This is a genomic window from Mesorhizobium sp. M7A.F.Ca.US.005.03.1.1, assembly GCF_003997975.1.
Taxonomy (GTDB): domain Bacteria; phylum Pseudomonadota; class Alphaproteobacteria; order Rhizobiales; family Rhizobiaceae; genus Mesorhizobium; species Mesorhizobium ciceri.
Genome location: NZ_RZRO01000011.1, coordinates 38072 through 59776 on the forward strand (window position 1 = coordinate 38072; position 21705 = coordinate 59776).

Sequence of the window (21705 nt, forward strand, 5' to 3'; positions counted from 1 at the left end):
GTGGCGGCGGGCGTGCGGCGACATTGGAAGTGGTGGCTCGCGGCCGTCGTGCTGGCCGGGCTCGTTGTGGCGATCTATTTCCTGAAGCCGGTAACGGGTCCGGCGCGCGACCTGACGCTGGCGGGAAATGCCGCTAGCGGCGCCTACCTGATCCGCCTCAGTGGCTGCGACGCCTGCCACACGGACCACGAGCACAACGGTCCCGCTCTGGCCGGGGGCAAGCCGTTGAAGACCAAGTTCGGCGTGTTCTATCCGCCCAACATTACCCCTGACAAGAAAACCGGGATCGGCAACTGGACCCTGGCGCAGTTTTCGAACGCGCTGAGCAACGGCATTGGTCCGCACGGGAAAAATTTCTATCCGGTCTTCCCCTATAATGACTTCACACTAATGAGCGATCAGGAGGTCGTGGATCTCTATGCGGCGGTCATGGCGACGCAGCCCGTGTCGCGCGAGGCTCCGGCAAATCGCGTGATCTTCCCTTTCAACATCAGGTTGTTCATTTCCGGGTGGAAGAACCTTTTCTTTTCGCCGCATCGCTATCAAAACGATCCGGCACATTCGGCCCAGTGGAACCGTGGGGCCTACCTTGCCAACGGTCCCGCCCATTGTGTCACCTGCCACTCTCCCCTCAACGCGCTTGGCTCCGTCGTGCAGGGCAAGCGCTTTACCGGTAATCCGTTTGAAGGTCCGGGAGGCAAGGCGCCGCCCCTTACACCGGCCGCGTTGCTGCAGGGTGGTTACACCAGGGATGGCCTAGCTCAAACCCTCAAGACCGGTGTCACCCCCAATGCCGGCAAGGTCGGCAAAGAAATGGGGCTGGTGGTGACCGACGAGACGTCGCACTGGACGGACGACGATCGCAATGCAGTCGCGGATTACCTGTTGAATTTGAAGTAGCGATTCGGCCTCTTTGACCGCGGTGCACAGGTTTCGGGCTGGCGGAACACTGGATCGAGCCTATGTAGGCGTTAACGGAATTACTGCAATCGCGATGATCTTCGTCTTGCCCGATATTTGATATTCCGAATATGGGCTTTCCTTGTCCTGGCAGCTTCCCTATCGAGCGAATCCGGACTGTCAAAGCCAGCCGCTGCTGAAGCCGGCCCGGCGCAGGCCGCGCACCACATGCGGGCAGGCGCGCATCAACTTCCATAGAAAATCCGATCGATAGTTCTCGATCATCAGCACGATCGGTCCCTGATTCAGCCCGAGGTGATCCGGCGCAACCCAGCCGGCGGGGTGATCGCTGCCCGGTTTGAGCGTCGGGTTGAAACTCGCCTTGAAGCCGTAGGAATTGTCGAGATTGAGCTCGATATCCTGGAAATAGCGCAGGGCCGGCAGGACGATCTCCGGGGCGAACGGCAACGACGCAGCCGTCGCCCAGGGCGATAGAGTGCCGTCGTCGGGACCAAACGGCGCTCCGCGGGCTCGATAGCCGTAAAAGCGCCGCTCGATGCCGCCGATCCGCCTTGTTTGCCACCCTGGCCCGTCGCTGGCCGTCACGCCCCAACTCGTCCCATGGTACCCGTCGAATTCGAGCGGATTGCGAATCGCGTATTCGCGTTGAACATGGGTGGCACGGCTGCTGTTCTCGAAATAGTCGCTGTCATGTTCGCGCATGAAGGCATCTCGAATGCCCCGGAAATCGAGCCAGATATGCGAAAGCTGATGGATGAACAGCGGGCCCGCATACGCAAATTCCTGACCGTAGATCTTCTTCCAGAGATAGGAGGCGAGCCATGCCGCGTAGCTTTCGCGCGGCAGAGCGTGCGTCGGGGAACCCAGCCCGAGCACATAGAGGATCAGCGCCTCGTCGTAGCCTTCCCAGCGGTAGCCGATGAAGCCGCTCTCCGGCGTCCAGCCGTGGGTGACAGTGGCGCCGCCATTGCGCGCCCAGTCCCAGTCAACCCGTTCATAGAGTGCCTCCGAGAGGATGCGGATTTCCTTCTCCTCCTCGCTGTCCTCCCGGAAATAGGCGCCTGCGGTCAGAATGCCGGCAATCAGAAGCGCGGTGTCTATCGTGGACAGTTCGCATTGCCATACGCGCCGACCTGTCTGCATGTCGAGGAAATGGTAATAGAACCCTTTGTATCCGGTGGCGTCGGGTTCGGTGCCTTGTGCGCTGTTGCGGAAGAAACGCATTGTGGTCAGAGTCCTCGCGCAAGCCTGCTTGCGCGTCATGAAGCCTCGCGCCACGCCAACTGGATACGAGGTGAGCGCTAGCCCGACAGCCGCTATGCTGGCGGGTGAACCTTTTCTGGTCCTGTCGGCGACGAGACCGTTTGCCTCATTGGCTTCGTAAAGGAAGTAGTCGAACGTTTTGCTCTGAAGGGTCGCCAGGAGGTCATCGTCGAGCGCTTCCTGCTTGGGCTCATTCTGCATGCGAGCTCCTGTATGCATATTCTGGCGCCACCAGTCCGCTGGGTGGTGTCCAAGACTTGACAGGGAACATACCAGGACGATCAGACGTCTGATGTTGGGGATTTCTCATTGGATATTGATTGTTTTGGGACGAGAATTCTGGTCGCCGTCCCCCGAAGCCGATCCCCAAACCGTTGAGGCCCGCGACACGAGCAGCAAGGTATGATCGTCGGGGTCACGCATCAAGCGGTGGCTGTCGGCGGCCTGGGTCGCGGGAACCTCGTACACAAGACGCGTGCAGGCGATGTCGTTGCTGCGAGCCGCAGGTTGGACTGGCATTCGTCGATCGCGCACGTTGCGATAACATAGCAGTTCCAGATGCGGGGTATCGCAGGACAGTGCCAGGGCAGTGACATCAACCTGGGCGCCCGCGACATCGTCCAGCCGTTCCTGGGCGGCGCCGAAATTGAAGGAGCGTGCTGACACAACAAGGCCGAGCTTTTGGTAAAACGTGACGCTTCGGGCCGAGTCAGAAACGCTGATTGCCGAATGGTCGATGCCAAGAAAAATTTCGCCGGCCGGCATCTCGGTCCACCGGCGATCACCCCCATCCGGGAAAGTGAGCAATTCGAGGGGATGGCCCTCGGGATCGCGGAACTTGAACGCGGTGACTCCACCCGAAGATTGCGGCAGGCGCTGCGGCCCGCCAATCGAGATGGGTTTCCAGCCCGCCACGCACGACAGCCGCTCAAAGGCTTGCTCAATATCCGCGACCACAATCGCCAAGTGCTGGAAGCGAAGGTCGGATGACGAGGAGTCCTCCGGATAGGTCACGCCCGGCACGTCGAACTGCAGGAGTTCGATGATTTCGCAGCCGAGGCCCAGCGTGATACGATCGGCGCCGCCGTGAACATCCATCAGCCGTTCGAACTCGGGGCCGGCGAGGCGGTCCGCCGCGATTCTGCGGCAACCGAAAGCGGCTTCGTAAAAACGCGCGGCGCTTGCGGCGTCAGCTGTGGTGAGGCTGAAGCGAACAAGCCTGTCGATGCGCTGAGATTTGGCGGTCATGGCCATGCCGCGCCCCGGCAATTGAGGAAAATCGCATAGAGCGTGTGAGAGCCGCCGATGAACAGCCTGTTTCGGGCCAAGCCGCCGAACGTCAGGTTGGAGACGCGATAGGGAACGAGGACCTTGCCCAGCAATTCGCCATTGGGCGCAATGCAGTGAACGCCGTCGGCGGCGCTCGACCAGACGTTGCCATTCTCGTCCACGCACAGCCCGTCGGCATAGCCGGGCTCGACCTTGTGGAAGATTTCGCCACCACGCAGGTGGTCTTCCTCCGCGACGTCGAAGACCCGGATATATTGCTTCGGATCTTCAGTGGCCTGGTCGCCGGTTTCGGCGACATAGAGGCGCGCTTCGTCGGGTGAAAACGCCAGGCCGTTCGGACCGTCGAAATCGTCAGCTGCGATCGTGATCCGGCCGCTCCGCGGGTCGAACCGGTATAGCGCCGGCGGCTGCTCCGAAATCTGGCGGCCGCCTTCATAGTCGTTCTGAATGCCATAAAGCGGGTCGGTGAACCAGATCGAGCCATCGGACTTCACGACGACGTCGTTCGGCGCATTGAGGCGCTTTCCGCCGTGCCGGTCGACCAGCCGCGTCAGCGAGCCGTCCAGTTCGGTCCGATACAGGCAGCGCCCGCGATGCGAGCAGGAAATCAACCGTCCCTGCCGGTCGCGCGCCTGCCCGTTGCCGTAGTCCGACGGCGAACGATAGACCGATATGCCGGCGTCCTCGATCCAGCGCATGGTTCGGTCGCGAGGGAGATCCTGGAACAACAGGCAAAGTGCGTCACCCATCCACACCAGCCCTTCGATCCAGCGAAAGCCGCCGGCCAGTTCTTCGAGCGGCGCATTCTCTAGCACGTAATGCGCAAATCGCGGATCGATGACGTCGAAACCCTTCATCTCATTATCTGAACTCACAAGGCAGGGACGGCGCCAGCGCGTCATGCAACTGGACAACAATCAGGGCGGCTGGCTCATCTCCGACTGTCCCGGAGCGATGGCCTCGCCTGCCGTCGACCTCCCGGCAATTCTGGTCGCCGCCGAAGGACAACTCGCCCGGCCCCATTTCGACCCGCACGCCATCCATCGATTGCACGAACCAGCGTCCTGAGAGCGGCACGATCCATTGCGGCTTGGGGTTCTCATGCCATGTGCCGGTCCAGCCGACGGGCAGGATGGTAACAAGCGTGGTCATGCGCCCATTCGAGCGCAGCCCCTGCCATTGCGGATCGGCAGGCGGCTTGATCGATCGCAGCTCGAATTCAGTCAGCGCGCAACGGGTCTGGCGGCTGATCCCGTCCGCATCCGTCCAAAGATGCCAATAAGGGATTGTCGGCGCGGCGCTCATCGCAGGTCTTCCTGAACCGTCTGATAGGGGTGTGACGAGGCCAGCGGATGGCGAATGAAGCGATCGACCTCGGCAGCGTTGGAGCCGAAGGCGAGAAGGAGAAAGCCGCCGGCAAGAGCGAGGTTCTTGAGGAAATCCCAGAACACGTCCCGGGCCTCGCTCCTGCCTTTCAGGCGGAAATCCGGCCGGCGCCAGAACTGTTTCCAAAGCAGCGCCGTCACGAGGCAATAGCCGGCCAGGATCAGGGCCGCGAGGCGGTCGGCAACGCCGCCCAGGATCGCCAGCGACATGAAAACTTCGACAAAGAAACCACCCGCGATCATCACCGCCGCGAATGAGCGGCCGGGGATCGCCTGCGATGCCTGGTCAATCGCCTGCTCGAAGTTCAGCACCTTGTCCAGCGCGCTGAACGGCAGGAATAGCGCGACAAGCAGACAGCGCACTGTGAACGTGACGAGGATAGCGGGCATCAGACGCTTTCTTCGAACGGCCAAACGCGCGACCGTTCATCCGGTTGCGCGATCGCAGTTCCCGACCACTCTCATACGTTGGAGCGTCAAATTGGTTCGCAAGCCGCGATCACAATGATGTTCCTGCGCGTTACCGCATTGTAATGGCGCCAGCCGGACCTTTTGCCCTTCGCACGCGTTTTGCCTGGGTTGACTGACCCAGCGGTGGCAACAATTACGGTTTTTAGATCATTTCCTTTCCTGATGAGTTCTTCATGCCCGATCACAAACCTTTGGTGCGGCAGAAAGCCATCGTAACCGGAGCCAACTCAGGGATCGGCGAGAGCGTCGCAATCGCTCTCGGTCGGGCAGGCGCCGATGTCGTGGTGAACTACGTCGAGAACGAGGACGCCGCCAATGCAGTGGTAGACCAGATCCATCGGGCCGGCAGCAATGCGCTCGCCCACAAGGCCGATGTCTCCATGGAAGATGAGGTTGGCGACATGTTCTCGCGCGCCGTGCACGAGTTCGGCACTATCGACATTCTTGTCGCCAATGCCGGCCTGCAACGCGACTCGGCTTTCGCCGACATGCCGCTTGCGAACTGGGCCAAGGTTCTCGGCGTCAACCTGACCGGCCAGTTCCTCTGCGCCCAGGCGGCAACACGCGAATTCCTGCGGCGCGGCGTGGTGCCGTCCGTCTCGCGCGCGGCCGGCAAGATCATCTGCATGAGTTCCGTGCATCAGGAAATCCCGTGGGCGGGCCACGCGAACTACGCCACCTCGAAAGGCGGCATCAAGCTGCTCATGGAAAGCATGGCGCAGGAGCTTGCGCCCAAGCGCATTCGCGTCAACGCCATCGCGCCGGGCGCGATACGAACGCCCATCAACACCTCCGCCTGGGACACGCCCGAAGCGCTCAAGAGCTTGCTGACGTTGATTCCATATGGGCGGATCGGTCTGCCGGAAGACATCGCGCGGGCGGCCGTCTGGCTGGCGTCGGACGAGTCCGATTACGTTGTCGGCACTACGCTTTTCGTCGATGGCGGCATGACGCTCTTCCCTGGTTTTTCGACAAACGGCTGACGGCATGGGCGGGCAGTACGACGTTATCGTCATTGGCAGCGGTCCGGGCGGGGCTTCGCTCGCGCAACGTCTGGCGCCGACCGGAAAACGCATCCTGCTCATAGAGCGCGGCGGCTACCTGCCGCGTTCGCGCGCCAACTGGGACGCACGGACGGTGTTCGTGGACGGCGCCTATCAGGCCAAGGAGACCTGGTACGGCAGGGACGGCGAGAGTTTCCACCCTGGCCTGCATTACTATGTCGGCGGCAACTCCAAGGTCTATGGCGGGGCGCTCTTTCGCATGCGCGAGCGCGATTTCGGCGAAGTCCGCCATAAGGCCGGCGTCTCTCCCGCATGGCCGCTCGGATACGAGGTCTTCGAACCTTACTATGCCGAGGCCGAACGGCTGTTCCATGTACATGGCCAGCGCGGCGAAGACCCGACCGAACCGCCCGCCAGCGGCCCCTTTCCGTATCCGCCGGTGTCGCACGAGCCGCGCATCCAGGAACTCCACGACAGCCTGGCCAATGACGGGCTGCACCCGTTCCATCTGCCGCTCGGCATTCTTCTCCAAGAGAAGGACGGCAGGGCCACGCCGACCAGCACCTGCATCCGCTGCGACGCCTTTGACGGGTTTCCCTGCCTGCTGAACGGCAAGGCCGACGCCCAGGTGGTATGCGTCGATCCGGCGCTCAGATCGTATCCCAACCTGTCGCTGCTGACCAACGCCTATGTGACGAGGCTCGAGACGGACGGGACGGGCAGGAGAGTGACAGACGTGATTGTGATGCGCGACGGCGAGGAAGTGCACTATGGCGCCACCATAGTGGTGGCGGCTTGCGGTGCGCTCTCCACGGCGCTGCTTCTGCTGCGATCGGCCAGCGCCAAGCATCCGGAAGGTCTCGCCAACGGTTCCGGGCAGGTCGGGCGCAACTACATGCGCCACGATCAGTCCGTGCTGATGGCTTTGACCCGCAAGCCGAACGACACGATTTTCCAGAAGACGCTCGCGCTTTCCGACTTCTATTTCGGATCGGACGATTGGGATTACCCACTCGGGCTGATCCAGATGTGCGCCACCTCACACGGAGCACAGATCAGAGGCGAGGCATTGCCCCGCTGGCTGGAATGGCTGCCGAAGCTTCCCTTCCAGGAGATGGCGCGCCATTCGATGGATTTCTGGCTTTCGACCGAGGACCTCCCTCGCTCGGAAAACCGCATTCGCTACGACGGCCGCCGCGTCGTCCTTGAATTCACCGTGAGCGATCTGGAAGCCCATCGCCGTCTAAAGAAAAAACTCAAGCATATATTGAGCAGGGCCGACTCCCGCCCCGTGCTGCTGGAGCGCAGTCTTTACTTCGGCCTCGGCATTCCGATCGGCGGCACCGCGCATCAGGCCGGCACCGCGCGCTTCGGGACCGATCCCGCGGCCTCAGTGCTCGACCTCGATTGCCGTGCCCATGAAGTCGACAATCTCTATGTCGCGGATGCGAGCTTCTTTCCCTCGATCGCCGCGGTCAATCCCACACTGACGATCATCGCCAACGCGCTGCGCGTGGCGGACAGGATCAAGGAGCGGCTTGGATGACGGCGACATTTTCATGCGACCTGAACGGACCGGCGACGCAACTGCCGCATTTCTGGGAACACACGGTCGGTAGCGGCCACGCGACGCTCGGCTTGCGTGCCGACTGGCAGGCGCAACTGAAGCGCACGCATGACGAGCTCGGGATGCGCCATGTCCGCTGCCACAGTATTTTAAGCGACGAAATGGGTACGCTGATCGGCGAGGGCGACACCTTGTTCTACTCGTTCTTCAATGCCGATCAGATTTTCGACTTCCTGCTCTCGATCGGCATGAAACCGTTCGTGGAACTGAGCTTCATGCCCGGTGTCCTGGCCTCCGCCGACAAGACCGTCTTCCACTATCGCGCCAATGTCTCGCCGCCAAAGGACCACGCGCAATGGGCGGTGCTCATCCGCAAGCTTGTCAGCCACTGGGTGGATCGCTACGGGCTGGACGAGGTGCGCCAATGGTTCTTCGAGGTCTGGAACGAGCCGAACCTGACCGCTTTCGGCAGCGGCAAGCAAAGCGACTATTTCGAGCTCTATCGCTACACCGTCGAAGCCATCAAGGGCGTCGACAAGTTGTTGCGGGTCGGCGGCCCGGCAACGGCCGACAATGCCTGGATTGGGGATTTCCTGGATTTCTGCCGGACCAGCGGACTGCCCGCCGATTTCGTCAGCACGCATCACTATCCAACTGATGATTTCGGTAAACCAGGCGATGACACCGAAGCGCAGCTCGCCGCGAGCAAGCGCAGCGCCTTGCGCGACGAAGCGCGCGCCACGCGCAAGCAGGCGGGCGATGTGCCCCTCTATTATACCGAATGGTGCACCTCGTCCAACCCGCGCGACCCCTTGCACGACGACCCCTATGCCGCCGCGTTCATCGTCAAGACCGTGCTGGAAGCAAACGGGCTGGTCCAGGGATACAGTTACTGGACGTTCTCCGATATTTTCGAGGAGAACTATTTTCCCTCGATACCCTTTCAGGGCGGGTTTGGATTGTTGAACATCCACGGCATCGCCAAGCCGGCCTATCGGGCCTTTCAATTGCTGCATGGAGTTGGCACCGAGTTGCTGCCTGTCGAGGGCGCTCACGAGACGGTGGATGCCTGGGTTATCCGCGATGACGGTGGGTCCACGCTGATGCTGACGAATTTCGCCCTGCCGCGTCATCCGATCGAGACCGAGGAGGTTTCGTTCACGCTGAAAGCTGCGCCGACAGCCACGATGGCTTCCGTACAACAAATCGACGCCGATCACGCCAACGCAAAACGCCGCTGGGAGGAAATGGGCAAGCCCGAATATCTCGACCCGGCGACGGTCGATGAGCTCAACGATGTGTCGGAACTTCGCAGTGAGCCGGTCGCGACCGAGAGCGAGGCCGGTACCTTGAGCCTCAAAGTCACACTGCCACCGCTATCGGTCGCCGCCATACGTCTGGCGAGCACGTGAACCGCTTTATGGGAGACGCACGCTGGAACCTCCTCGGGCCTGCCAATTCAGTAAGCGCTGTTCACGGCCTGCACCGAATCGCGCAGCGACTTGACGTCGCCTGCCGAAATCGGACTGGCCTGGTTGCCCCAGGCATTTCGGATGTAGGTCGCCACCGCGGCGACCTGGTCGTCCGAGAGCTTCCACGCGGGCCAGCCGCGATGCCGACCGGCGGCTGGTCATAGTGCTCGCCGTGCCGATCGACCCAATCCAGGTAGTTGTAGCGCGCCCGGGCAGCCGAGCATCTTCTAGCCGGCCATATCCTTGTTGCCGCCATAGATCCGAAAACATCCCCTCCTTGGGGCTTCTGCCAAAGCATTTTTGGAGAAGGTCGTGGCATCCGACGCACCGAGATCGATCTTGCCCGCCTTCGAGATCCAAAGCATCGCATCCTGCGCTTGGGCCGGGAGATCGGCGAAAAGCTTGCCGCCCTGCGATGACAACGCGGGGTCGTCAATTGCCTTGGTCGCTGCCCGGTAGAGGGCGGCCCGAGTCATGCGCGATCGAAAGCTTTGTGTGTCTTCACCCTTTGCCCATGGTCCCTACATGTACCACCTGCATGCCCGTAGGCGCCGGCAAGCTGATGATCGATGAAGAGCGGCACGCCGCACGCCTTGGCACCGGGGCCGAGGTCGTCTTCAGGGATAAGCCTTTCGGTCGCGGCCTCGACGAAGGCAGCCTCCTCGGGCGGCCGAACTGACAGTGAAATCGCCAAAGGCGGCTATCATAAAAATTGCACTCAATTACCGATTAAATTCGTTTGCATGAGATCCGCGATGGCGGGAAACTACAACGTGAAAACCACACAGCCCGATGCCTGACGTGATCGGGATGTTGGCGGTGCTGACACTCTGAAGGCGCGCTAGCCAGGCAGAGAATATCCCGAAGCAAATGGGGATTGCCGCTTCGCCGCACGAGCGACTTTTGACGCTGGATCGCCAAGGAGAAGAATATGGCTGAAACTGAGACCAAGGCCTGGATCTCGCCTGGGGGACCGCGCTGTCCGACCTCTCCGATGCCGGAAAGCTCCTCTTCGATCTTCCGTGACACCGAGAGCCTGGAGGCAGAGGCCGAGACAGGGCGCGAGATAGCCTAACAAGCGCTCCGCGCGGCAGCCCGGTTCGAAACAGCACGGTCAAGATGGCGAGCGGGATGTGATTGTGATTGAAAGGAGTTCGACTATGTCCACACTGCAGCATGAAATTAGCGGCAGAAACGTTTTGCGCACTGTCGGACCTGCCCAGCACCATTCAAAGGTCGTGGAATTCATCGACGAGATCGCCAGGCACGCTAACGATGCGCCGACCTCGGTCGAAATCTTTTCGAATGACGGCCGCTGGTACTGCAGGGTCCGCCGCGGTGAAGAAAAGACCCGCCCGATGGGTCCCTATACCAAACAACAAGCTGAGCGGATCCAGGAGGTTCGGAGACTGTTGATCGCCAAAAGAGGCACGGCTGGGATCATGTTCGAGTAGGACGGGACTTTCTTAGTCACCAGCCGAAGCACCGAGTGGCCGCGACCTTGGTTTTTGGGATGCGCTTTCGGACGTTGTAAAAAATAGTCGTCGCAGGAAGGGAGGCGGCGATGGTTCAAACGCATACCATCTTGCGAGAGCGGTCATCGATGCCGCCTTCCACGCTCGACAGCAGTCCATGGCGGGAACTGCCGCACTTCGCGGGGATATGGATGAAACCCGACAAGCGATTGCCGCATTGCACGAACTCGTGAAACGAATTCGCCAGCGACAGAGCCAGAGCGAGGAAAGCGAATCTGCACCAGTTGCCGTCTGCGCGCTCGATGCTGATCATCCGCAAGGCCTTCCACGATCTGATCTCGGAAACCAGAGCGCCGGAGTCGCAATGGCGCGATTTGGCCAGGAGCCTGGTGCACGAATTCACCGGGTGCGAGCGGATCGAAGCTGGCTTGCTGGATTGGATCGAAAGCAAGTAGAAGTTGTCCACCCTCTGCATTTTTGAGGACCACGTACTCTCGATCTCCCGGCCTTTTTAGCTCTCGCGCATCGCCCACAGCTTTTGCCATGGCGGGGGTCACGCGCAGCGTCTTGCGGATGAGAAAGCCGCCATACCCAGACGGTAGTTCGGCCCGTCGAAGCCTACCATCGGTTCGATTCCGGTATCCGGCAGGGCCGAGGCCCGCAGGAAGTCCCAAACGCGCCTCTCAAGTGGATCCCTTACGAAACTCTACCGGCTAGCCTTTTCTGATGACAACGGGAAGCACGATCCTGCCAAGGCGTTCGGATGACCTTGATCGCCCAGTTGCGAAGGTCGGGCTCTCCTCGGGACGGCCAAAAACCGCTGAAGATGCGCCTGCTGACCTCGCCGGTGGCAAGATCGAGGCTCCAAGCGATGCGGTCCGCCCTGGCCTTTCTCTCAGGACATCCATGGCGAGGGGCTCCTCGATCAACCTCGGCCGCTCCGCCCTTTTGCCAGCGCAAGATTTCGCTCCAGGATTCCTGGAGACTCCGAATGGCCGTCATACTCGGACGAAAGCTCGTGCGCTAAGCAGGGTGGAAATGTGTGTTCGTGGGTGTTGGCGTCCGGGTAGTGGGTAGCTCCGCATCCGGTGTGCCCCACACGTTTGCTCAAACGTGTTCCGCAGGAACAGCAAAGCAAACGAATTAAGTGCTACCATCAGTGCAAAATTATTGCTGTCATAAGAGGAGCCCGTGGACATCAATCGAGCGCGCACTTTCCTTGAAATCGTCCATTCGGGTAGTTTCCTGAAGGCCGCGGATCGTCTTCATGTCACGCAGACCACTGTAAGTGCTCGCATTCGGACGCTGGAGGAGGAGCTCGGACGGCAGCTCTTCATCCGTAACCGCAACGGCGCTCAACTGACGCCGGCGGGACGCGAGTTCGAGCGGTTCGCCCAGTCCTTCGTGCAAATATGGGAACGTGCTCGACACCAGCTCGCCATCCCTTCGGGGCGGACGAGCGTGGTGGCGCTGAGCGGCGAACTGAGCCTCTGGAACCCGCTTCTGCTGGACTGGCTGGTTTGGATGCGAAAGGCGAGGCCGGAAATCGCCATCAACGCACAGGTCGGGGTGCCGGACCAACTCATCGAACAGCTCAGGACGGGGGTTCTCGATATCGCGGTGCTATACGCGCCGAAGCTGCTCCCGGGGTTCAAGGTAGAGCTTCTCGTCGAGGAGCAACTCGTCCTGGTCCGGACGACCGACAGAGACGGAGAGGCTGCCGGTTCCAAGGACTATGTCTATGTCGACTGGGGGCCGCTGTTTGCGGCTCAGCATGATGCCAGTTCCTCTGCCTTTGGCGAGCCTGGATTGATGGTCGGCCTTGGTCCGCTCGGGCTGAGCTACATCCTGCGCGCCGGTGGCATGGGATATTTCCGCAGGGGCGCGGCAGCTCCTTATATCGAGACAGGCCAGTTGGAGGTCGTGGAAGGCTCCCCGGAATTCACCTATCCAGCCTATGCGGTCTATCCCGAAGCTAGCGAGGCTCGGCCCGACGTGAAGGAAGCGTTGCGCGGCCTGAAGCAAGTTGTGAAATGATCGTTCCTCCCAGGCGCGGAGGTCAACAAGAATTTCCACAACCACGCCCTGTCGGCGGAGTTTCTTGCCGACCTGAACCGACTTGTGCCCCTCGGCAGGGCAGCGGCGGTGCGTCATCATGGCGCCGGACAGGCGGGAACGCCTCCTTAGGCCGCTTCAGCCGGGATGTCGACAACTGCCTCGGCGAGTTCCGTCAAAGCCGCGTCGGTCTCTTCTCTCCGCCGAGCGTGAGGTCCAGCAGCTTGACCGCATCTTGTACACAGCCCATGCCTCCACCTCTGAGCAGGAATTTGCAACGTGGGACTGACTCTGTGAGCAACGCGAGCTTGACTTCGGCGGCATCCTTCAACGCAGCTGTGGCCGCAGGCCGAACCTTGTGGCTGGGAGCCGCACGGCCCCCTCAGGCGGAACTTTAAGTGCGATGTATCAGGAGACCAAAAAATGCCGAGTGACGATGGCCTCCCCGGGTCGATTTTCGGTCGCAATTCGGCCCGACAGCCGACGCTCAACACGAAGGGCGGGCTTTCGGTCCGCAGCACTCGTCGCGTGCAGGAATTCCTGGACAAGAACTTCACGCGCAAGCTGGCGCTTGCCGAGATGGCCGCGGTTTGCGGTCTCTCACCTTATCACTTCATGCGTGCTTTCTCGAAGACGTTTGGAATGCCGCCGCACCGTTACGTGATCGAGCGGCGGCTGAATTTTTGCTGAAAGGCAGCTTGCCCTTACCCGTATGACGATCCCCGACATTGCTCATTCCTGCGGATTTTCGAGTCAGAGCCATCTTACCACCGTGATGAAGAAATACCGACGGACGACGCCGTTGAAGGCGCGGCTGGCAAAGTAGACCCCAACGTTTGAATATTAGGCCCAATTCGTACCTAAGCCTCGGCTGTGACAGCCGCCACATGCGGGCTTTACGTCGTCAGATGCCGAGGCTCAGAACCGGCCGGCCGGTTGTTTTGCCCCTTTAGCGCTTGGGTTGACGACCGCCGGCGTCGCTCCCTTCCCGAACGGTCTCGATTGCCAACCCAGCCGGCAGGGCCGTCAGCAGATCAGCCGGGTTTCGTGACTTGGATCCATGCCGCCCAGTCCTCTGGGCGCAACACGACGATCTGGCGATTGTGTATGGGCGCCATATCAGGCCCGGGCTCCGTCGTCAGCATCGCGAATGTGGGTGGCTTGTTGCCTTCGCCGTCAACATGAAGACAGTGATGTTCCCGTTTTTCGGCAGCCACCGGCAGGCGGCGGTGTCAGGCGCCGCAGACTACGGCTTGCGTACCGTCGTGCAGGATGCCCTGTGTAGCGCCTCCGATGAGGCTCATGATGCCATGATCGATGTGTTCAGCAGCCGCAACAGCCAGCACATCGAAACTGCCACTACCGATCAAGTTTAAGAGACTAGACAGAGTAACTCGATCTCGCAAGGCAAGGGTTGCGACGAGGCCGTGACCCTTGTTGCGTGGGCCTGAAGGATCAAGCCGCTTTTTGCTGCTCGGCCGCCTTGTCGTTCACGCCGGATTCGCCGAGGGAGGTCAGGGCCTCATCGGTGGCCTTCTCCTCTTCGAGCGTGGCGTTGAGGAGTTTGACAATGTCATTCTTACCCAGCGACGTCGCCCAGGCGATCAGCGTGCCGTAACGTGCGATCTCGTAATGCTCCACCGCCTGCGCGGCGCCGACAAGGCCGGCGTCGATCGAGGGCGAACCCTTGTATTCCTCGAGGATCTCCGATCCTTCCTCGATGATGCCGTCAATCGCCGGGCAGGTCTTGCCGCGGGCGGCGGCACCCAGGATGTCGAACACTTGCTCGAGTCGCTCCACCTGACCCTCGGTCTCGACACGGTGTTTTTCAAAGGCGGCGGAAACCTGCTCGTCCTGCGCGCCCTTGGTCATCTTTGGCAGGGCTTTCAGAATTTTCTTCTCGGCGTAATAAATATCCTTGAGGCCATCGAGGAACATGTCCTCAAGGCCCTTATTGCTGGCGCTTGCTTTGTTGGTGGCTGCCATCTGACAATCTCCTTTGGTTGAAATCACCCGATCGGGTGCTATTCAACCTGGAGTGTGTCGGCAGGTTCCATTGGATGGCACTTTTATGCATCTGCCAGGCGAGATCTAATCGGCGTATCGCGCAACGCCTATGATTGGGACTCAATCGACCTTCAGGCGATCCGACAGATTTTTCGTTACTCTCTGAATAAGGGCGACCTTGAATGCAGCACCTGCGGGGTCGCACCTCGCTTTGGACGGGCCGTTGATCATCAGAACAATTTTAGCAGACTTCTCCGTGAGGCCGTGCCTGGCTGCAAAATCGGCGACCTCAAGGATAGTCATTCTCGACTGCCTTTTGCCCTGCACGGTCTCCTCCGGCGGCATTCAAAGCCCATTGCCACCATAAACCGCTTGTCCGCCATTCAAGTAATGCGCTTGGGCGCACGGCCGGCGCCGGCTGATATTTGCCGCTTCGAATGTTGGATCTGATACCCTAATAGCGGGGAGAGGCGGAGCTACCCCGGTGCCGCTGTGACCACGCACCGACCAGCCAATTGTCTGGGAATAACCAAGTCCTCGGACTGCCGGAACAAATCACTCAGCAGCAGCTTTGCTCACCGAGAACGTTCGTGTCGCGGGTTCACCGATCGAAATATGACGCGCGAACCAACGCGGCCGTCAACCGACGGGAGCAACCCGATGTTTGCAGACGATATGGCAGCAAGACGCCTGAAAATGCTCGTCGAAGAATATGTCGAAACGAGGAAAAGGCGCCATGAGGTCATTTCGACCTCCATGGCAGAAGCCGCCATTCGACAGTTACTCCCGAACTGATAGCCGCCAGCGCCATCGCGCATGGCATCGGCGTCCGGTTTGGCAGGTCGAGCTCAACGCAAAGCCTCCGCTGAGCAACTGATTAGCCAGGTCAGGCGCCCACGTGGATATCCCCGCTTGGTACGTTTCCGACGCTATTCATCAAGCGTGCTGCATTTAAAAGTCGAAAAAGGTGGAGCAGCCATGCCCAGATTCTTCTTTCACATTCGAACCCGGGACGGGCAGCTCCTCCAGGATCCAGAGGGGCAGGAGTTCGCAAACTTGCAAGACGTAGAAGACGATGCCATGGCTTCGGCCAAGGAGATCTTGGCTGAGGGATTACTGGCCGGCAAGCCGGTCCTAACCGGCGATGTCTTCGAAATCTTCGATGAGCGCGAGGTCCTTGTTCTAGAATTCCCCTTTTCGCGCGCGGCGGAAAAGTCCGGTGCCCGGCCATAATGCCTAACGTGATTAGGTGTTGTGACCAGCAGAACCTATATATGACCTATCGTTCGCACGTTTTCACGGGCGCGAACGGCTGGGAGATCACAGAGCTCTTGCCCTATGGAGGGTGGAGTTATGTCTAACCAGCCAAACAACAGTTGCCGTAATGCCCTGTTGAAGCGGCTTTCTCCCGTTGACCTGGACCTACTTGAGCGACATCTTAAACGGGTGGATCTGCCATTGCGCACTCCGCTTGAGACCGCGAAGGCCCCCATCGAATACGTCTATTTTCTGGAAAGCGGCATCGCTTCGGTGGTTGCCAAGTTCCCGAAAGGCCGCGATACCGAGGTGGGCCTCATCGGTCTGGAAGGCATGACCGGCGCACTGTTGGTGCTTGGCGGCAATCGCGCCGCACATGATACCTACATGCAGATCGCCGGGGACGGATTCCAGATTCCTGCATTGGCATTATCCGCAGCCATGTCAGAAAGCACGACGCTTAAGGCCCTGCTGCTTCTCTATGTGCAAACGCTCTTCATCCAAACCAGCTACACCGCCCTGGTGAATGCCCGATCGAAATTGGATGAACGCTTGGCGCGCTGGCTGCTGATGTGCCAGGACAGGGTAAGGAATGACAGGTTTGCGATCACCCATGAGTTCATGTCTGTTATGCTCGGTGTGCGGCGACCTGGCGTGACCGTCGCCCTTCAGGAACTTGAAGGCAAGGGCCTGATCAGGGCAAACCGAGGTGAGATCCTTATCCGCGATCGCGATGGCCTGTTTCAGATCGCCGACGGCACCTATAGCGAGCCGGAACATGAATATGAGCGGCTGCTCGGTAAAATCTAGCCATAGTCGGCGGCGGCAACGAAGGTGACGGTTGCGATGACCGTCCCGTCGTCGAGCGCGACCTCAAACGCGGCATCACTTATCAACGGTTTGCCAGCGCGCAATTCCTCGGCCATCAGGTCCTTGGCTGCCCAAATCGCTTCGCGAACGGCGCTTTCGTTGTCGGGGAGCTCACTACCCTCCGGATCAGGCCGCCGACGTCCGGCTAGGACAAGGTGCAAGAAAAAGCGTGGCAACCGGTGTCTCCGCCAGCGGCAGTCCGGCCGCTATAGGGATGTAGGATGGGAAACAGTGTCTGCAACCGTACCAAGGACCGCTTTTAACGTCGACAGCGCTGCCCTAACGCAATTAAAGCTCAGTAAGCAATTGTTGAGCTCCAGGCGTCGGGAACTCTCAACTATGGTGGGGCAACAGCATGCGCAACTTCATTCAAGAGAAAGCTGCCAGCCTCGAAACCTATAGGTCCAAATCTGATGTGGCTTTCTGGTTACCGCAGCAGCGACATTATCTCGACGTCCGTTGTGATAGCCGACATCCGAAATCGGCTCCCTGCCTGCGAGTGCAGCGATGAGGATCTGGTCGGCCTGATTGTTCACGCCTAGGCAGGACAAGGGAAGGCCATCGGCTTCGATCTGCGGGGTGAACCCGTTGCCGATGGACACAGGAGTTGCCCGATAAAAACTGTATCAGGAACTTCTCCTTAAAGACGAGAGAGTCACTGGCGCTTTTCTTCTTTGATCTATCTGAACAACGGCGACGTATCCGGACGCTGAGACAGGTTCAGTTCCGCCAACGGAGTGATAGCAATGATCCCGTCGAAGCCGAGCGATGTCATCGAAAGCGCACGTATGTTCCAGCGGCGGGCTGATGCGCATTTGGAAGACTTACAAGCGACCATTCAAGCGACGCGACAGAAAATCGAAGAATCCCGGAAGGTGCTTGAGCGCCTGGCTACAAATGGACACTCAACCGAGCCGTAAGGTATGACTTCTCCGCTTTGCGTCGCTCATTCACGAGGGCGCTCCGGCTGCTCTTGTCCTGCAAGCCGCTGAGGCTATAGGCTTTGGCATTTGCGCCCATCGACATAGAGCCCGCGATAGCGCGGCTTCGAGCAGATATGGAACATTCCTCCGAAGCATGAGTTGGGCATGCCAACGCACCCGGAGGAATGTCAATGTTCATGCACAACAAGCGCCTGCAATACACCGTCCGTGTCTCGGAGCCAAACCCCAGACTGGCGTGCATGATCATGGAACAATTCGGCGGCGCCGACGGCGAGCTGGCCGCAGCGATGCGCTATTTCACGCAAGGGCTCGGCGAAGACGATCTTGGGCGTCGCGACATGTTGCTCGACATCGCAACCGAGGAACTCAGCCACCTCGAAGTGGTGGGATCGATCGTCACCATGCTGAACAAGGGGCTCAAGGCACAACTTGCCGAGGGCCAAATGAAGGAAGCGGACCTTTACCTGATGATCGGCGCCAGCGGTACAACGGCCAAGGAATCGATTCTGTTCGGCGGCGCTCCCGCGCTTTGCGACTCAGCCGGCGTTCCCTGGACCGCCGCCTATGTCGACTCGCGCGGCGAGCCTACGGTGGACCTGCGATCGAATATCGCCGCCGAAGCTCGCGCCAAGATCGTTTACGAACGCCTCATCAACATCACCGACGACCCCGGCATCAAGGACGCGCTCGGCTTCCTGATGACGCGCGAGATTGCGCACCAGAAGTCATTTGAAAAAGCGCTTTACGCGATCGAAAACAATTTCCCGTCAGGCAAGCTCCCGGGCGTAGAGAAATACGCCAGCATGTACGTCAACACCTCTCAAGGCGACGGCGATATCACCGGGCCCTGGAACTCCGGCGAAGAGTGGGATCGGATCGATAACCTTGAAGAGGTGATGCCCGTCGACGGCGGAGACGGCCTGGCAACTGTCAAGCTGGGGGCCAAGGACATGAAGGTGGTGGCCAAGATGGCCGACCGTACTCTTTCCGATCCGGCTTCCGATCCGACCACAGGCGCTGATCTCGGTGCGGGCCCGGGAGCTGGCCGTACCAAGAACGCGGATTTTGGCGGCGCGGCAAGCATTCAGGAGGCCCCCGCCGTGGCAGAGGCTGCCGTCAAACGCGCACGTAAGCGTTAGTTCGGAGCCCAACGTCGTTGCCGGGCACCTATGTCCGGCGATGGGTCAGGAAGCTGGCGACGAAAGCGGGGCATCCGACCGGCAGCAGAGGACTGGCCGGAGCGCTCGCATCGACATCTTTACTGAAGGTGGGTGAAGCACATGGCCACCGCCGCACCACGACCAGAGTCGGAACATGCGGGACAGCCGGAGAAGATGCGTGCCCACGGTTGCGAGAACCGGTGCATTGTCGCAATCGGAGCCTCGGCGGGGGGCGTCGACGCGCTGAAGAGACTTGTCCGCGATATCCCGCCGGACATTCCGGCGGCCCTCCTCATCGTACAGCACGTCGGCCCCACGAGTTACCTCGGCGACATTCTCGGTCGCGCTGCCAACATGCCCGTAGCGAATGCCGCAAGCGGCATGGCGGTTGAAAATGGGCACATCTTCGTTGCACCGCCCGGAGCTCACCTGCTTTTACACGACGATCACATGCTGCTGCGACGCGGGCCGCGGGAGAATCTGGCGCGCCCCGCCATCGACCCCCTCTTCCGATCGGCGGCCTGCAGCTTTGGTGGCAGCGTAATTGGGGTCGTGCTCACAGGCAACCTCTCCGACGGCACCGCGGGCCTCCGCGCCATCAAGACTTGCGGCGGCGTCAGCGTGGTCCAGGATCCCGACGACGCTGCAGTACCCGGTATGCCGCTGAGCGCCTTGCAGAATGTGGAAGTCAACCATTGCGTCGCCCTCTCCGAAATGCCTGGCCTGTTGCGCAGGCTTGCTTCCGAACTGGCAGGGCCGACACCAGAAATCCCGCCTGTCATCCGCCTCGAGGCTGCGATTGCTGCTCAGGAGCACGGCACAATGGAACAGACAGAAGGCCAGCTTGGCACCCCCTCGACATTTGTCTGCCCAGAATGTCACGGACCACTTTGGGAGATCGAAGACGGGCCGATCACCCGCTACCGTTGTCACACCGGACATGCGTTCGGAGCAGACGTTTTGATGCAGGCTCAAGCGGACGATGCGGAACAGGCTCTTTGGAGCCTTCTAAGAGCGCACCAGCAGCGAGCCGAGTTAGCGAAACGAACCGCAAAACGCGAAGCCGCTCGTGAAAGACATAGCTTGGCCAGCCAAATGGCTGCGCGGGCCGCGGAATACGAAGCTGACGCGAAACTTATTGAAGAGATCATCCATCGTCGAACGACATAACAAAGTAGAGGCAATCGAGGCAGGGGCGGGGTCTGATGTGGATCCCAGGAAATAGCGGCTATTCCATCAGGAACTTTCCAGCGTTAAGAACGTGCGCTGCAGATCGACGACGGCCAACCGCTGGAACCACTGCGGTTCTCGACCTGCCTGCGGCTGGCTGCATCATGCCGCTCACCCTCGATGAACGGACAGTAGCCGCATTGCGGGCGGGCTCGGTGCTGAAGATCAAGGTTAAAAGCGCCGATCAAAAGGACGTGGCGCTGTCCGTATCGTTGAAAGGTCTTGCACCCGCGATGGACAGGCTCGGCGTCCTCGCTGGATCTTGAAAACGCGGCCGTGGGGGGCCGACTGCCAACGCAGTGGTGCGTTCTCGCCTCCCGCCATGACGCGGACACAACAACTTACGCCGGTTGGCAGGGTCTAAACCGCAGGTATCCGAGACGGACACAGCGAATGCCCCGGGTTGGGTGATGAGGGGTCCCGTGGTTTAGGCTCGCCAATGGCCGGAGCCGCAATGCAGTTCCGGCCATTTTTACTCAGCCTGAGATTTTTGCCGCCCGCGCCATTGGCGCGGGCCGCAGACCTCGATTGCCTAGCATCAGGAAAGAAGCTATCGGTATGCTCTTGACGAGAGAGGAATATGTTCCTTATTTCAGCTTGATCTGGAGCAGCAAGGGACCATGGCTCGGCGTCACTCGCGCCGCTGGCCGGCGAAGCTATGGCAAAGACAGCGGAAGACAATTTTCGGATCGAGGTCTGGGATCGCGAGGAGCAGGCTTTGTCAGAGACCATTTCGCGTTCTCCCGATCCAACTGTGAGTCAGGCAGCCTGGCAAGCTGCCATCCGGCGCCGGCCGGGCATGTTGCTGATCCACTACAACAGTCGGCATGTGATGGAGAAAATCCTTACGCCGGGCGAGGTGAAGATCCCGTCACAGACCATCATCGATGGCAGCGTCCATGCCGGCTTCGATGTGGCGCTCGGCGATCTTCGCGAATGGCATGTGTTGCGGGCTTAGTGCAGATCCTGCTCGCACCACGCGACGGTAAAGCCTGCCGGGCTCATCCAGCGCTATGGAAAAGGCGCCCTGTTCAGCTCTGTCGAGCGAGCGCTTTTCTGCACGAGTTGTGACAGGGGCGGGCCTGTCCGTCTTGAAATTCACAAGCTGCCACGCAATTGAGGAGAGCCGAAGGGAGCACAACCTGAGTGATTCATCAGGCAATGCCACTGTACCGGCCAATCCTAGCGTCGCCGATGCGCGCGAACGATGCCGGTCGCATCCATATCCTGAACGCAAACCATACGGACCGCCGCGGACGGGGACAGTCGGTCCCGCGTCCCGTCCTGCGGCCGGCGCTATGCTGACGCTCCTACGGCTGTCCCGTTCACCGCCC

30 protein-coding genes and 1 pseudogene are annotated in these 21705 nt (G+C 60.3%); 20 read left to right on the forward strand and 11 right to left on the reverse strand.

Annotated elements, in window-relative coordinates; translation table 11 throughout:
* Entirely contained in the window at nt 1-900 is a 900-nt protein-coding gene (locus EN990_RS07645) for a cytochrome c (RefSeq protein WP_127370441.1), read from the forward strand.
* Nucleotides 901-1080: 180 nt separating this feature from the next.
* Here EN990_RS07645 and EN990_RS07650 read toward each other — a convergent pair whose 3' ends face one another.
* From EN990_RS07650 to EN990_RS07670, 5 genes are all read right to left on the reverse strand, one after another.
* Entirely contained in the window at nt 1081-2385 is a 1305-nt protein-coding gene (locus tag EN990_RS07650) for a glucoamylase family protein (protein WP_127388271.1), read from the reverse strand.
* 105 nt (nt 2386-2490) lie between these two features.
* Nucleotides 2491-3438, reverse strand: a complete 948-nt coding sequence (locus EN990_RS07655; protein WP_127369830.1) for a VOC family protein — start codon at nt 3436-3438, stop codon at nt 2491-2493.
* Entirely contained in the window at nt 3429-4331 is a 903-nt protein-coding gene (locus EN990_RS07660; RefSeq protein WP_127369831.1) for an SMP-30/gluconolactonase/LRE family protein, read from the reverse strand. Before EN990_RS07660 ends, EN990_RS07655 begins: the two co-directional genes overlap by 10 nt.
* A gap of 4 nt (nt 4332-4335) precedes the next feature.
* Complete coding sequence (locus tag EN990_RS07665) at nt 4336-4779, reverse strand: cupin domain-containing protein (RefSeq protein WP_127369832.1); 444 nt, start codon at nt 4777-4779, stop codon at nt 4336-4338.
* Nucleotides 4776-5249 (reverse strand): DoxX family membrane protein, encoded by a 474-nt coding sequence (locus EN990_RS07670; RefSeq protein ID WP_127369833.1) that lies wholly within the window; start codon nt 5247-5249, stop codon nt 4776-4778. Before EN990_RS07670 ends, EN990_RS07665 begins: the two co-directional genes overlap by 4 nt.
* A 254-nt stretch (nt 5250-5503) precedes the next feature.
* On the opposite strand from EN990_RS07670, the gene EN990_RS07675 reads away from it, so the two are divergent.
* The 3 genes from EN990_RS07675 to EN990_RS07685 are packed head-to-tail and all read left to right on the forward strand — an operon-like array spanning nt 5504 to nt 9313.
* Nucleotides 5504-6313: an SDR family oxidoreductase gene (locus EN990_RS07675; RefSeq protein ID WP_127388272.1), complete on the forward strand. Its 810-nt coding sequence runs from the start codon at nt 5504-5506 to the stop codon at nt 6311-6313.
* A 4-nt stretch (nt 6314-6317) separates the two neighbouring features.
* A complete protein-coding gene (locus EN990_RS07680; RefSeq protein WP_127370278.1) occupies nt 6318-7880 on the forward strand; it encodes a GMC family oxidoreductase in 1563 nt (520 codons plus the stop codon).
* Nucleotides 7877-9313, forward strand: a complete 1437-nt coding sequence (locus EN990_RS07685) for a glycosyl hydrolase (protein WP_127388273.1) — start codon at nt 7877-7879, stop codon at nt 9311-9313. Before EN990_RS07680 ends, EN990_RS07685 begins: the two co-directional genes overlap by 4 nt.
* A gap of 287 nt (nt 9314-9600) precedes the next feature.
* Here EN990_RS07685 and EN990_RS07690 read toward each other — a convergent pair whose 3' ends face one another.
* Nucleotides 9601-9849 (reverse strand): hypothetical protein, encoded by a 249-nt coding sequence (locus EN990_RS07690; protein ID WP_127388274.1) that lies wholly within the window; start codon nt 9847-9849, stop codon nt 9601-9603.
* A gap of 62 nt (nt 9850-9911) precedes the next feature.
* Here EN990_RS07690 and EN990_RS36030 point away from each other — a divergent pair, with 62 nt between their 5' ends.
* The 3 genes from EN990_RS36030 (at nt 9912) to EN990_RS07700 (ending at nt 10827) form a co-directional block, all read left to right on the forward strand.
* Entirely contained in the window at nt 9912-10052 is a 141-nt protein-coding gene (locus tag EN990_RS36030; RefSeq protein WP_245469171.1) for a hypothetical protein, read from the forward strand.
* A gap of 252 nt (nt 10053-10304) precedes the next feature.
* Nucleotides 10305-10448 (forward strand): hypothetical protein, encoded by a 144-nt coding sequence (locus EN990_RS35435; protein ID WP_164766094.1) that lies wholly within the window; start codon nt 10305-10307, stop codon nt 10446-10448.
* Between the two features lie 85 nt (nt 10449-10533).
* Complete coding sequence (locus EN990_RS07700; protein ID WP_127369961.1) at nt 10534-10827, forward strand: hypothetical protein; 294 nt, start codon at nt 10534-10536, stop codon at nt 10825-10827.
* Nucleotides 10828-10942: 115 nt separating this feature from the next.
* Here the strand turns inward: EN990_RS07700 and EN990_RS36035 are convergent, their stop codons facing one another.
* A complete protein-coding gene (locus EN990_RS36035; protein ID WP_206632795.1) occupies nt 10943-11161 on the reverse strand; it encodes a hypothetical protein in 219 nt (72 codons plus the stop codon).
* Here EN990_RS36035 and EN990_RS36040 point away from each other — a divergent pair.
* From EN990_RS36040 to EN990_RS36045, 4 genes are all read left to right on the forward strand, one after another.
* A complete protein-coding gene (locus tag EN990_RS36040) occupies nt 11151-11303 on the forward strand; it encodes a hypothetical protein (protein ID WP_206632797.1) in 153 nt (50 codons plus the stop codon). The genes EN990_RS36035 and EN990_RS36040 overlap by 11 nt on opposite strands.
* Before the next feature lie 736 nt (nt 11304-12039).
* Nucleotides 12040-12885, forward strand: coding sequence for a LysR family transcriptional regulator (locus EN990_RS07710; RefSeq protein WP_127388276.1), 846 nt, complete (start codon nt 12040-12042; stop codon nt 12883-12885).
* Nucleotides 12886-13326: 441 nt separating this feature from the next.
* The gene (locus EN990_RS07715) at nt 13327-13593 is read left to right on the forward strand and encodes an AraC family transcriptional regulator (protein WP_245461100.1); all 267 of its coding nucleotides are present in this window, start codon (nt 13327-13329) and stop codon (nt 13591-13593) included.
* Between the two features lie 22 nt (nt 13594-13615).
* Nucleotides 13616-13729, forward strand: coding sequence for an AraC family transcriptional regulator (locus EN990_RS36045; RefSeq protein WP_245461099.1), 114 nt, complete (start codon nt 13616-13618; stop codon nt 13727-13729).
* A gap of 123 nt (nt 13730-13852) precedes the next feature.
* Here EN990_RS36045 and EN990_RS07720 read toward each other — a convergent pair.
* Nucleotides 13853-14078, reverse strand: a pseudogene (locus EN990_RS07720) (SOS response-associated peptidase family protein); the annotation flags it as partial.
* Between the two features lie 18 nt (nt 14079-14096).
* Here EN990_RS07720 and EN990_RS35440 point away from each other — a divergent pair.
* Nucleotides 14097-14279 (forward strand): hypothetical protein, encoded by a 183-nt coding sequence (locus EN990_RS35440; protein WP_164766091.1) that lies wholly within the window; start codon nt 14097-14099, stop codon nt 14277-14279.
* A 79-nt stretch (nt 14280-14358) separates the two neighbouring features.
* Here EN990_RS35440 and EN990_RS07725 read toward each other — a convergent pair whose 3' ends face one another.
* Together EN990_RS07725 and EN990_RS07730 are read right to left on the reverse strand one after the other, a co-directional pair.
* Nucleotides 14359-14889 carry a ferritin-like domain-containing protein gene (locus EN990_RS07725; protein WP_127370039.1) on the reverse strand — a complete coding sequence of 177 codons (531 nt, stop codon included), beginning with the start codon at nt 14887-14889 and terminating at the stop codon, nt 14359-14361.
* Between the two features lie 141 nt (nt 14890-15030).
* Nucleotides 15031-15213, reverse strand: a complete 183-nt coding sequence (locus EN990_RS07730; protein WP_127370038.1) for a hypothetical protein — start codon at nt 15211-15213, stop codon at nt 15031-15033.
* A 357-nt stretch (nt 15214-15570) separates the two neighbouring features.
* On the opposite strand from EN990_RS07730, the gene EN990_RS36610 reads away from it, so the two are divergent.
* The 3 genes from EN990_RS36610 (at nt 15571) to EN990_RS07745 (ending at nt 16977) form a co-directional block, all read left to right on the forward strand.
* A complete protein-coding gene (locus EN990_RS36610) occupies nt 15571-15705 on the forward strand; it encodes a hypothetical protein (protein WP_281056248.1) in 135 nt (44 codons plus the stop codon).
* 183 nt (nt 15706-15888) lie between these two features.
* Nucleotides 15889-16143, forward strand: coding sequence for a hypothetical protein (locus EN990_RS07740; RefSeq protein ID WP_127369747.1), 255 nt, complete (start codon nt 15889-15891; stop codon nt 16141-16143).
* A 120-nt stretch (nt 16144-16263) separates the two neighbouring features.
* Nucleotides 16264-16977, forward strand: coding sequence for a Crp/Fnr family transcriptional regulator (locus tag EN990_RS07745; protein WP_127369746.1), 714 nt, complete (start codon nt 16264-16266; stop codon nt 16975-16977).
* A 425-nt stretch (nt 16978-17402) separates the two neighbouring features.
* Here EN990_RS07745 and EN990_RS07750 read toward each other — a convergent pair whose 3' ends face one another.
* Entirely contained in the window at nt 17403-17639 is a 237-nt protein-coding gene (locus tag EN990_RS07750) for a hypothetical protein (RefSeq protein ID WP_127369745.1), read from the reverse strand.
* 144 nt (nt 17640-17783) lie between these two features.
* Between EN990_RS07750 and EN990_RS35760 the strand changes: the two genes are divergently transcribed.
* The 5 genes from EN990_RS35760 to EN990_RS36050 all read left to right on the forward strand — a co-directional run bounded on the left by EN990_RS35760 (nt 17784) and on the right by EN990_RS36050 (nt 21329).
* A complete protein-coding gene (locus EN990_RS35760; protein ID WP_206526339.1) occupies nt 17784-17957 on the forward strand; it encodes a hypothetical protein in 174 nt (57 codons plus the stop codon).
* 194 nt (nt 17958-18151) lie between these two features.
* Complete coding sequence (locus EN990_RS07755; RefSeq protein ID WP_127369744.1) at nt 18152-19120, forward strand: manganese catalase family protein; 969 nt, start codon at nt 18152-18154, stop codon at nt 19118-19120.
* 141 nt (nt 19121-19261) lie between these two features.
* Complete coding sequence (locus EN990_RS07760; protein ID WP_127388277.1) at nt 19262-20311, forward strand: chemotaxis protein CheB; 1050 nt, start codon at nt 19262-19264, stop codon at nt 20309-20311.
* A gap of 164 nt (nt 20312-20475) precedes the next feature.
* Nucleotides 20476-20637 (forward strand): invasion associated locus B family protein, encoded by a 162-nt coding sequence (locus EN990_RS35445; protein ID WP_164766096.1) that lies wholly within the window; start codon nt 20476-20478, stop codon nt 20635-20637.
* 392 nt (nt 20638-21029) lie between these two features.
* On the forward strand, nt 21030-21329 hold the full coding sequence (locus EN990_RS36050; RefSeq protein ID WP_245461123.1) for a hypothetical protein: 300 nt from the start codon (nt 21030-21032) through the stop codon (nt 21327-21329).
* The last annotated feature ends 376 nt before the right edge of the window (nt 21330-21705 follow it).

What these genes read in the sequence shown, in the direction of transcription:
- EN990_RS07650 (WP_127388271.1), bottom strand. Translation starts at nt 2,385, where the DNA reads ATGCAGAATGAGCCCAAGCAGGAAGCGCTCGACGATGACCTCCTGGCG.
- EN990_RS07655 (WP_127369830.1), bottom strand. Translation starts at nt 3,438, where the DNA reads ATGGCCATGACCGCCAAATCTCAGCGCATCGACAGGCTTGTTCGCTTC.
- EN990_RS07660 (WP_127369831.1), bottom strand. Translation starts at nt 4,331, where the DNA reads ATGAAGGGTTTCGACGTCATCGATCCGCGATTTGCGCATTACGTGCTA.
- EN990_RS07665 (WP_127369832.1), bottom strand. Translation starts at nt 4,779, where the DNA reads ATGAGCGCCGCGCCGACAATCCCTTATTGGCATCTTTGGACGGATGCG.
- EN990_RS07670 (WP_127369833.1), bottom strand. Translation starts at nt 5,249, where the DNA reads ATGCCCGCTATCCTCGTCACGTTCACAGTGCGCTGTCTGCTTGTCGCG.
- EN990_RS07675 (WP_127388272.1), top strand. Translation starts at nt 5,504, where the DNA reads ATGCCCGATCACAAACCTTTGGTGCGGCAGAAAGCCATCGTAACCGGA.
- EN990_RS07680 (WP_127370278.1), top strand. Translation starts at nt 6,318, where the DNA reads ATGGGCGGGCAGTACGACGTTATCGTCATTGGCAGCGGTCCGGGCGGG.
- EN990_RS07685 (WP_127388273.1), top strand. Translation starts at nt 7,877, where the DNA reads ATGACGGCGACATTTTCATGCGACCTGAACGGACCGGCGACGCAACTG.
- EN990_RS07690 (WP_127388274.1), bottom strand. Translation starts at nt 9,849, where the DNA reads ATGACTCGGGCCGCCCTCTACCGGGCAGCGACCAAGGCAATTGACGAC.
- EN990_RS36030 (WP_245469171.1), top strand. Translation starts at nt 9,912, where the DNA reads ATGCCCGTAGGCGCCGGCAAGCTGATGATCGATGAAGAGCGGCACGCC.
- EN990_RS35435 (WP_164766094.1), top strand. Translation starts at nt 10,305, where the DNA reads ATGGCTGAAACTGAGACCAAGGCCTGGATCTCGCCTGGGGGACCGCGC.
- EN990_RS07700 (WP_127369961.1), top strand. Translation starts at nt 10,534, where the DNA reads ATGTCCACACTGCAGCATGAAATTAGCGGCAGAAACGTTTTGCGCACT.
- EN990_RS36040 (WP_206632797.1), top strand. Translation starts at nt 11,151, where the DNA reads ATGCTGATCATCCGCAAGGCCTTCCACGATCTGATCTCGGAAACCAGA.
- EN990_RS36035 (WP_206632795.1), bottom strand. Translation starts at nt 11,161, where the DNA reads ATGATCAGCATCGAGCGCGCAGACGGCAACTGGTGCAGATTCGCTTTC.
- EN990_RS07715 (WP_245461100.1), top strand. Translation starts at nt 13,327, where the DNA reads ATGCCGAGTGACGATGGCCTCCCCGGGTCGATTTTCGGTCGCAATTCG.
- EN990_RS36045 (WP_245461099.1), top strand. Translation starts at nt 13,616, where the DNA reads ATGACGATCCCCGACATTGCTCATTCCTGCGGATTTTCGAGTCAGAGC.
- EN990_RS35440 (WP_164766091.1), top strand. Translation starts at nt 14,097, where the DNA reads ATGTTCCCGTTTTTCGGCAGCCACCGGCAGGCGGCGGTGTCAGGCGCC.
- EN990_RS07725 (WP_127370039.1), bottom strand. Translation starts at nt 14,889, where the DNA reads ATGGCAGCCACCAACAAAGCAAGCGCCAGCAATAAGGGCCTTGAGGAC.
- EN990_RS07730 (WP_127370038.1), bottom strand. Translation starts at nt 15,213, where the DNA reads ATGACTATCCTTGAGGTCGCCGATTTTGCAGCCAGGCACGGCCTCACG.
- EN990_RS36610 (WP_281056248.1), top strand. Translation starts at nt 15,571, where the DNA reads ATGTTTGCAGACGATATGGCAGCAAGACGCCTGAAAATGCTCGTCGAA.
- EN990_RS07740 (WP_127369747.1), top strand. Translation starts at nt 15,889, where the DNA reads ATGCCCAGATTCTTCTTTCACATTCGAACCCGGGACGGGCAGCTCCTC.
- EN990_RS07745 (WP_127369746.1), top strand. Translation starts at nt 16,264, where the DNA reads ATGTCTAACCAGCCAAACAACAGTTGCCGTAATGCCCTGTTGAAGCGG.
- EN990_RS35760 (WP_206526339.1), top strand. Translation starts at nt 17,784, where the DNA reads ATGATCCCGTCGAAGCCGAGCGATGTCATCGAAAGCGCACGTATGTTC.
- EN990_RS07755 (WP_127369744.1), top strand. Translation starts at nt 18,152, where the DNA reads ATGTTCATGCACAACAAGCGCCTGCAATACACCGTCCGTGTCTCGGAG.
- EN990_RS07760 (WP_127388277.1), top strand. Translation starts at nt 19,262, where the DNA reads ATGGCCACCGCCGCACCACGACCAGAGTCGGAACATGCGGGACAGCCG.
- EN990_RS35445 (WP_164766096.1), top strand. Translation starts at nt 20,476, where the DNA reads ATGCCGCTCACCCTCGATGAACGGACAGTAGCCGCATTGCGGGCGGGC.
- EN990_RS36050 (WP_245461123.1), top strand. Translation starts at nt 21,030, where the DNA reads ATGGCAAAGACAGCGGAAGACAATTTTCGGATCGAGGTCTGGGATCGC.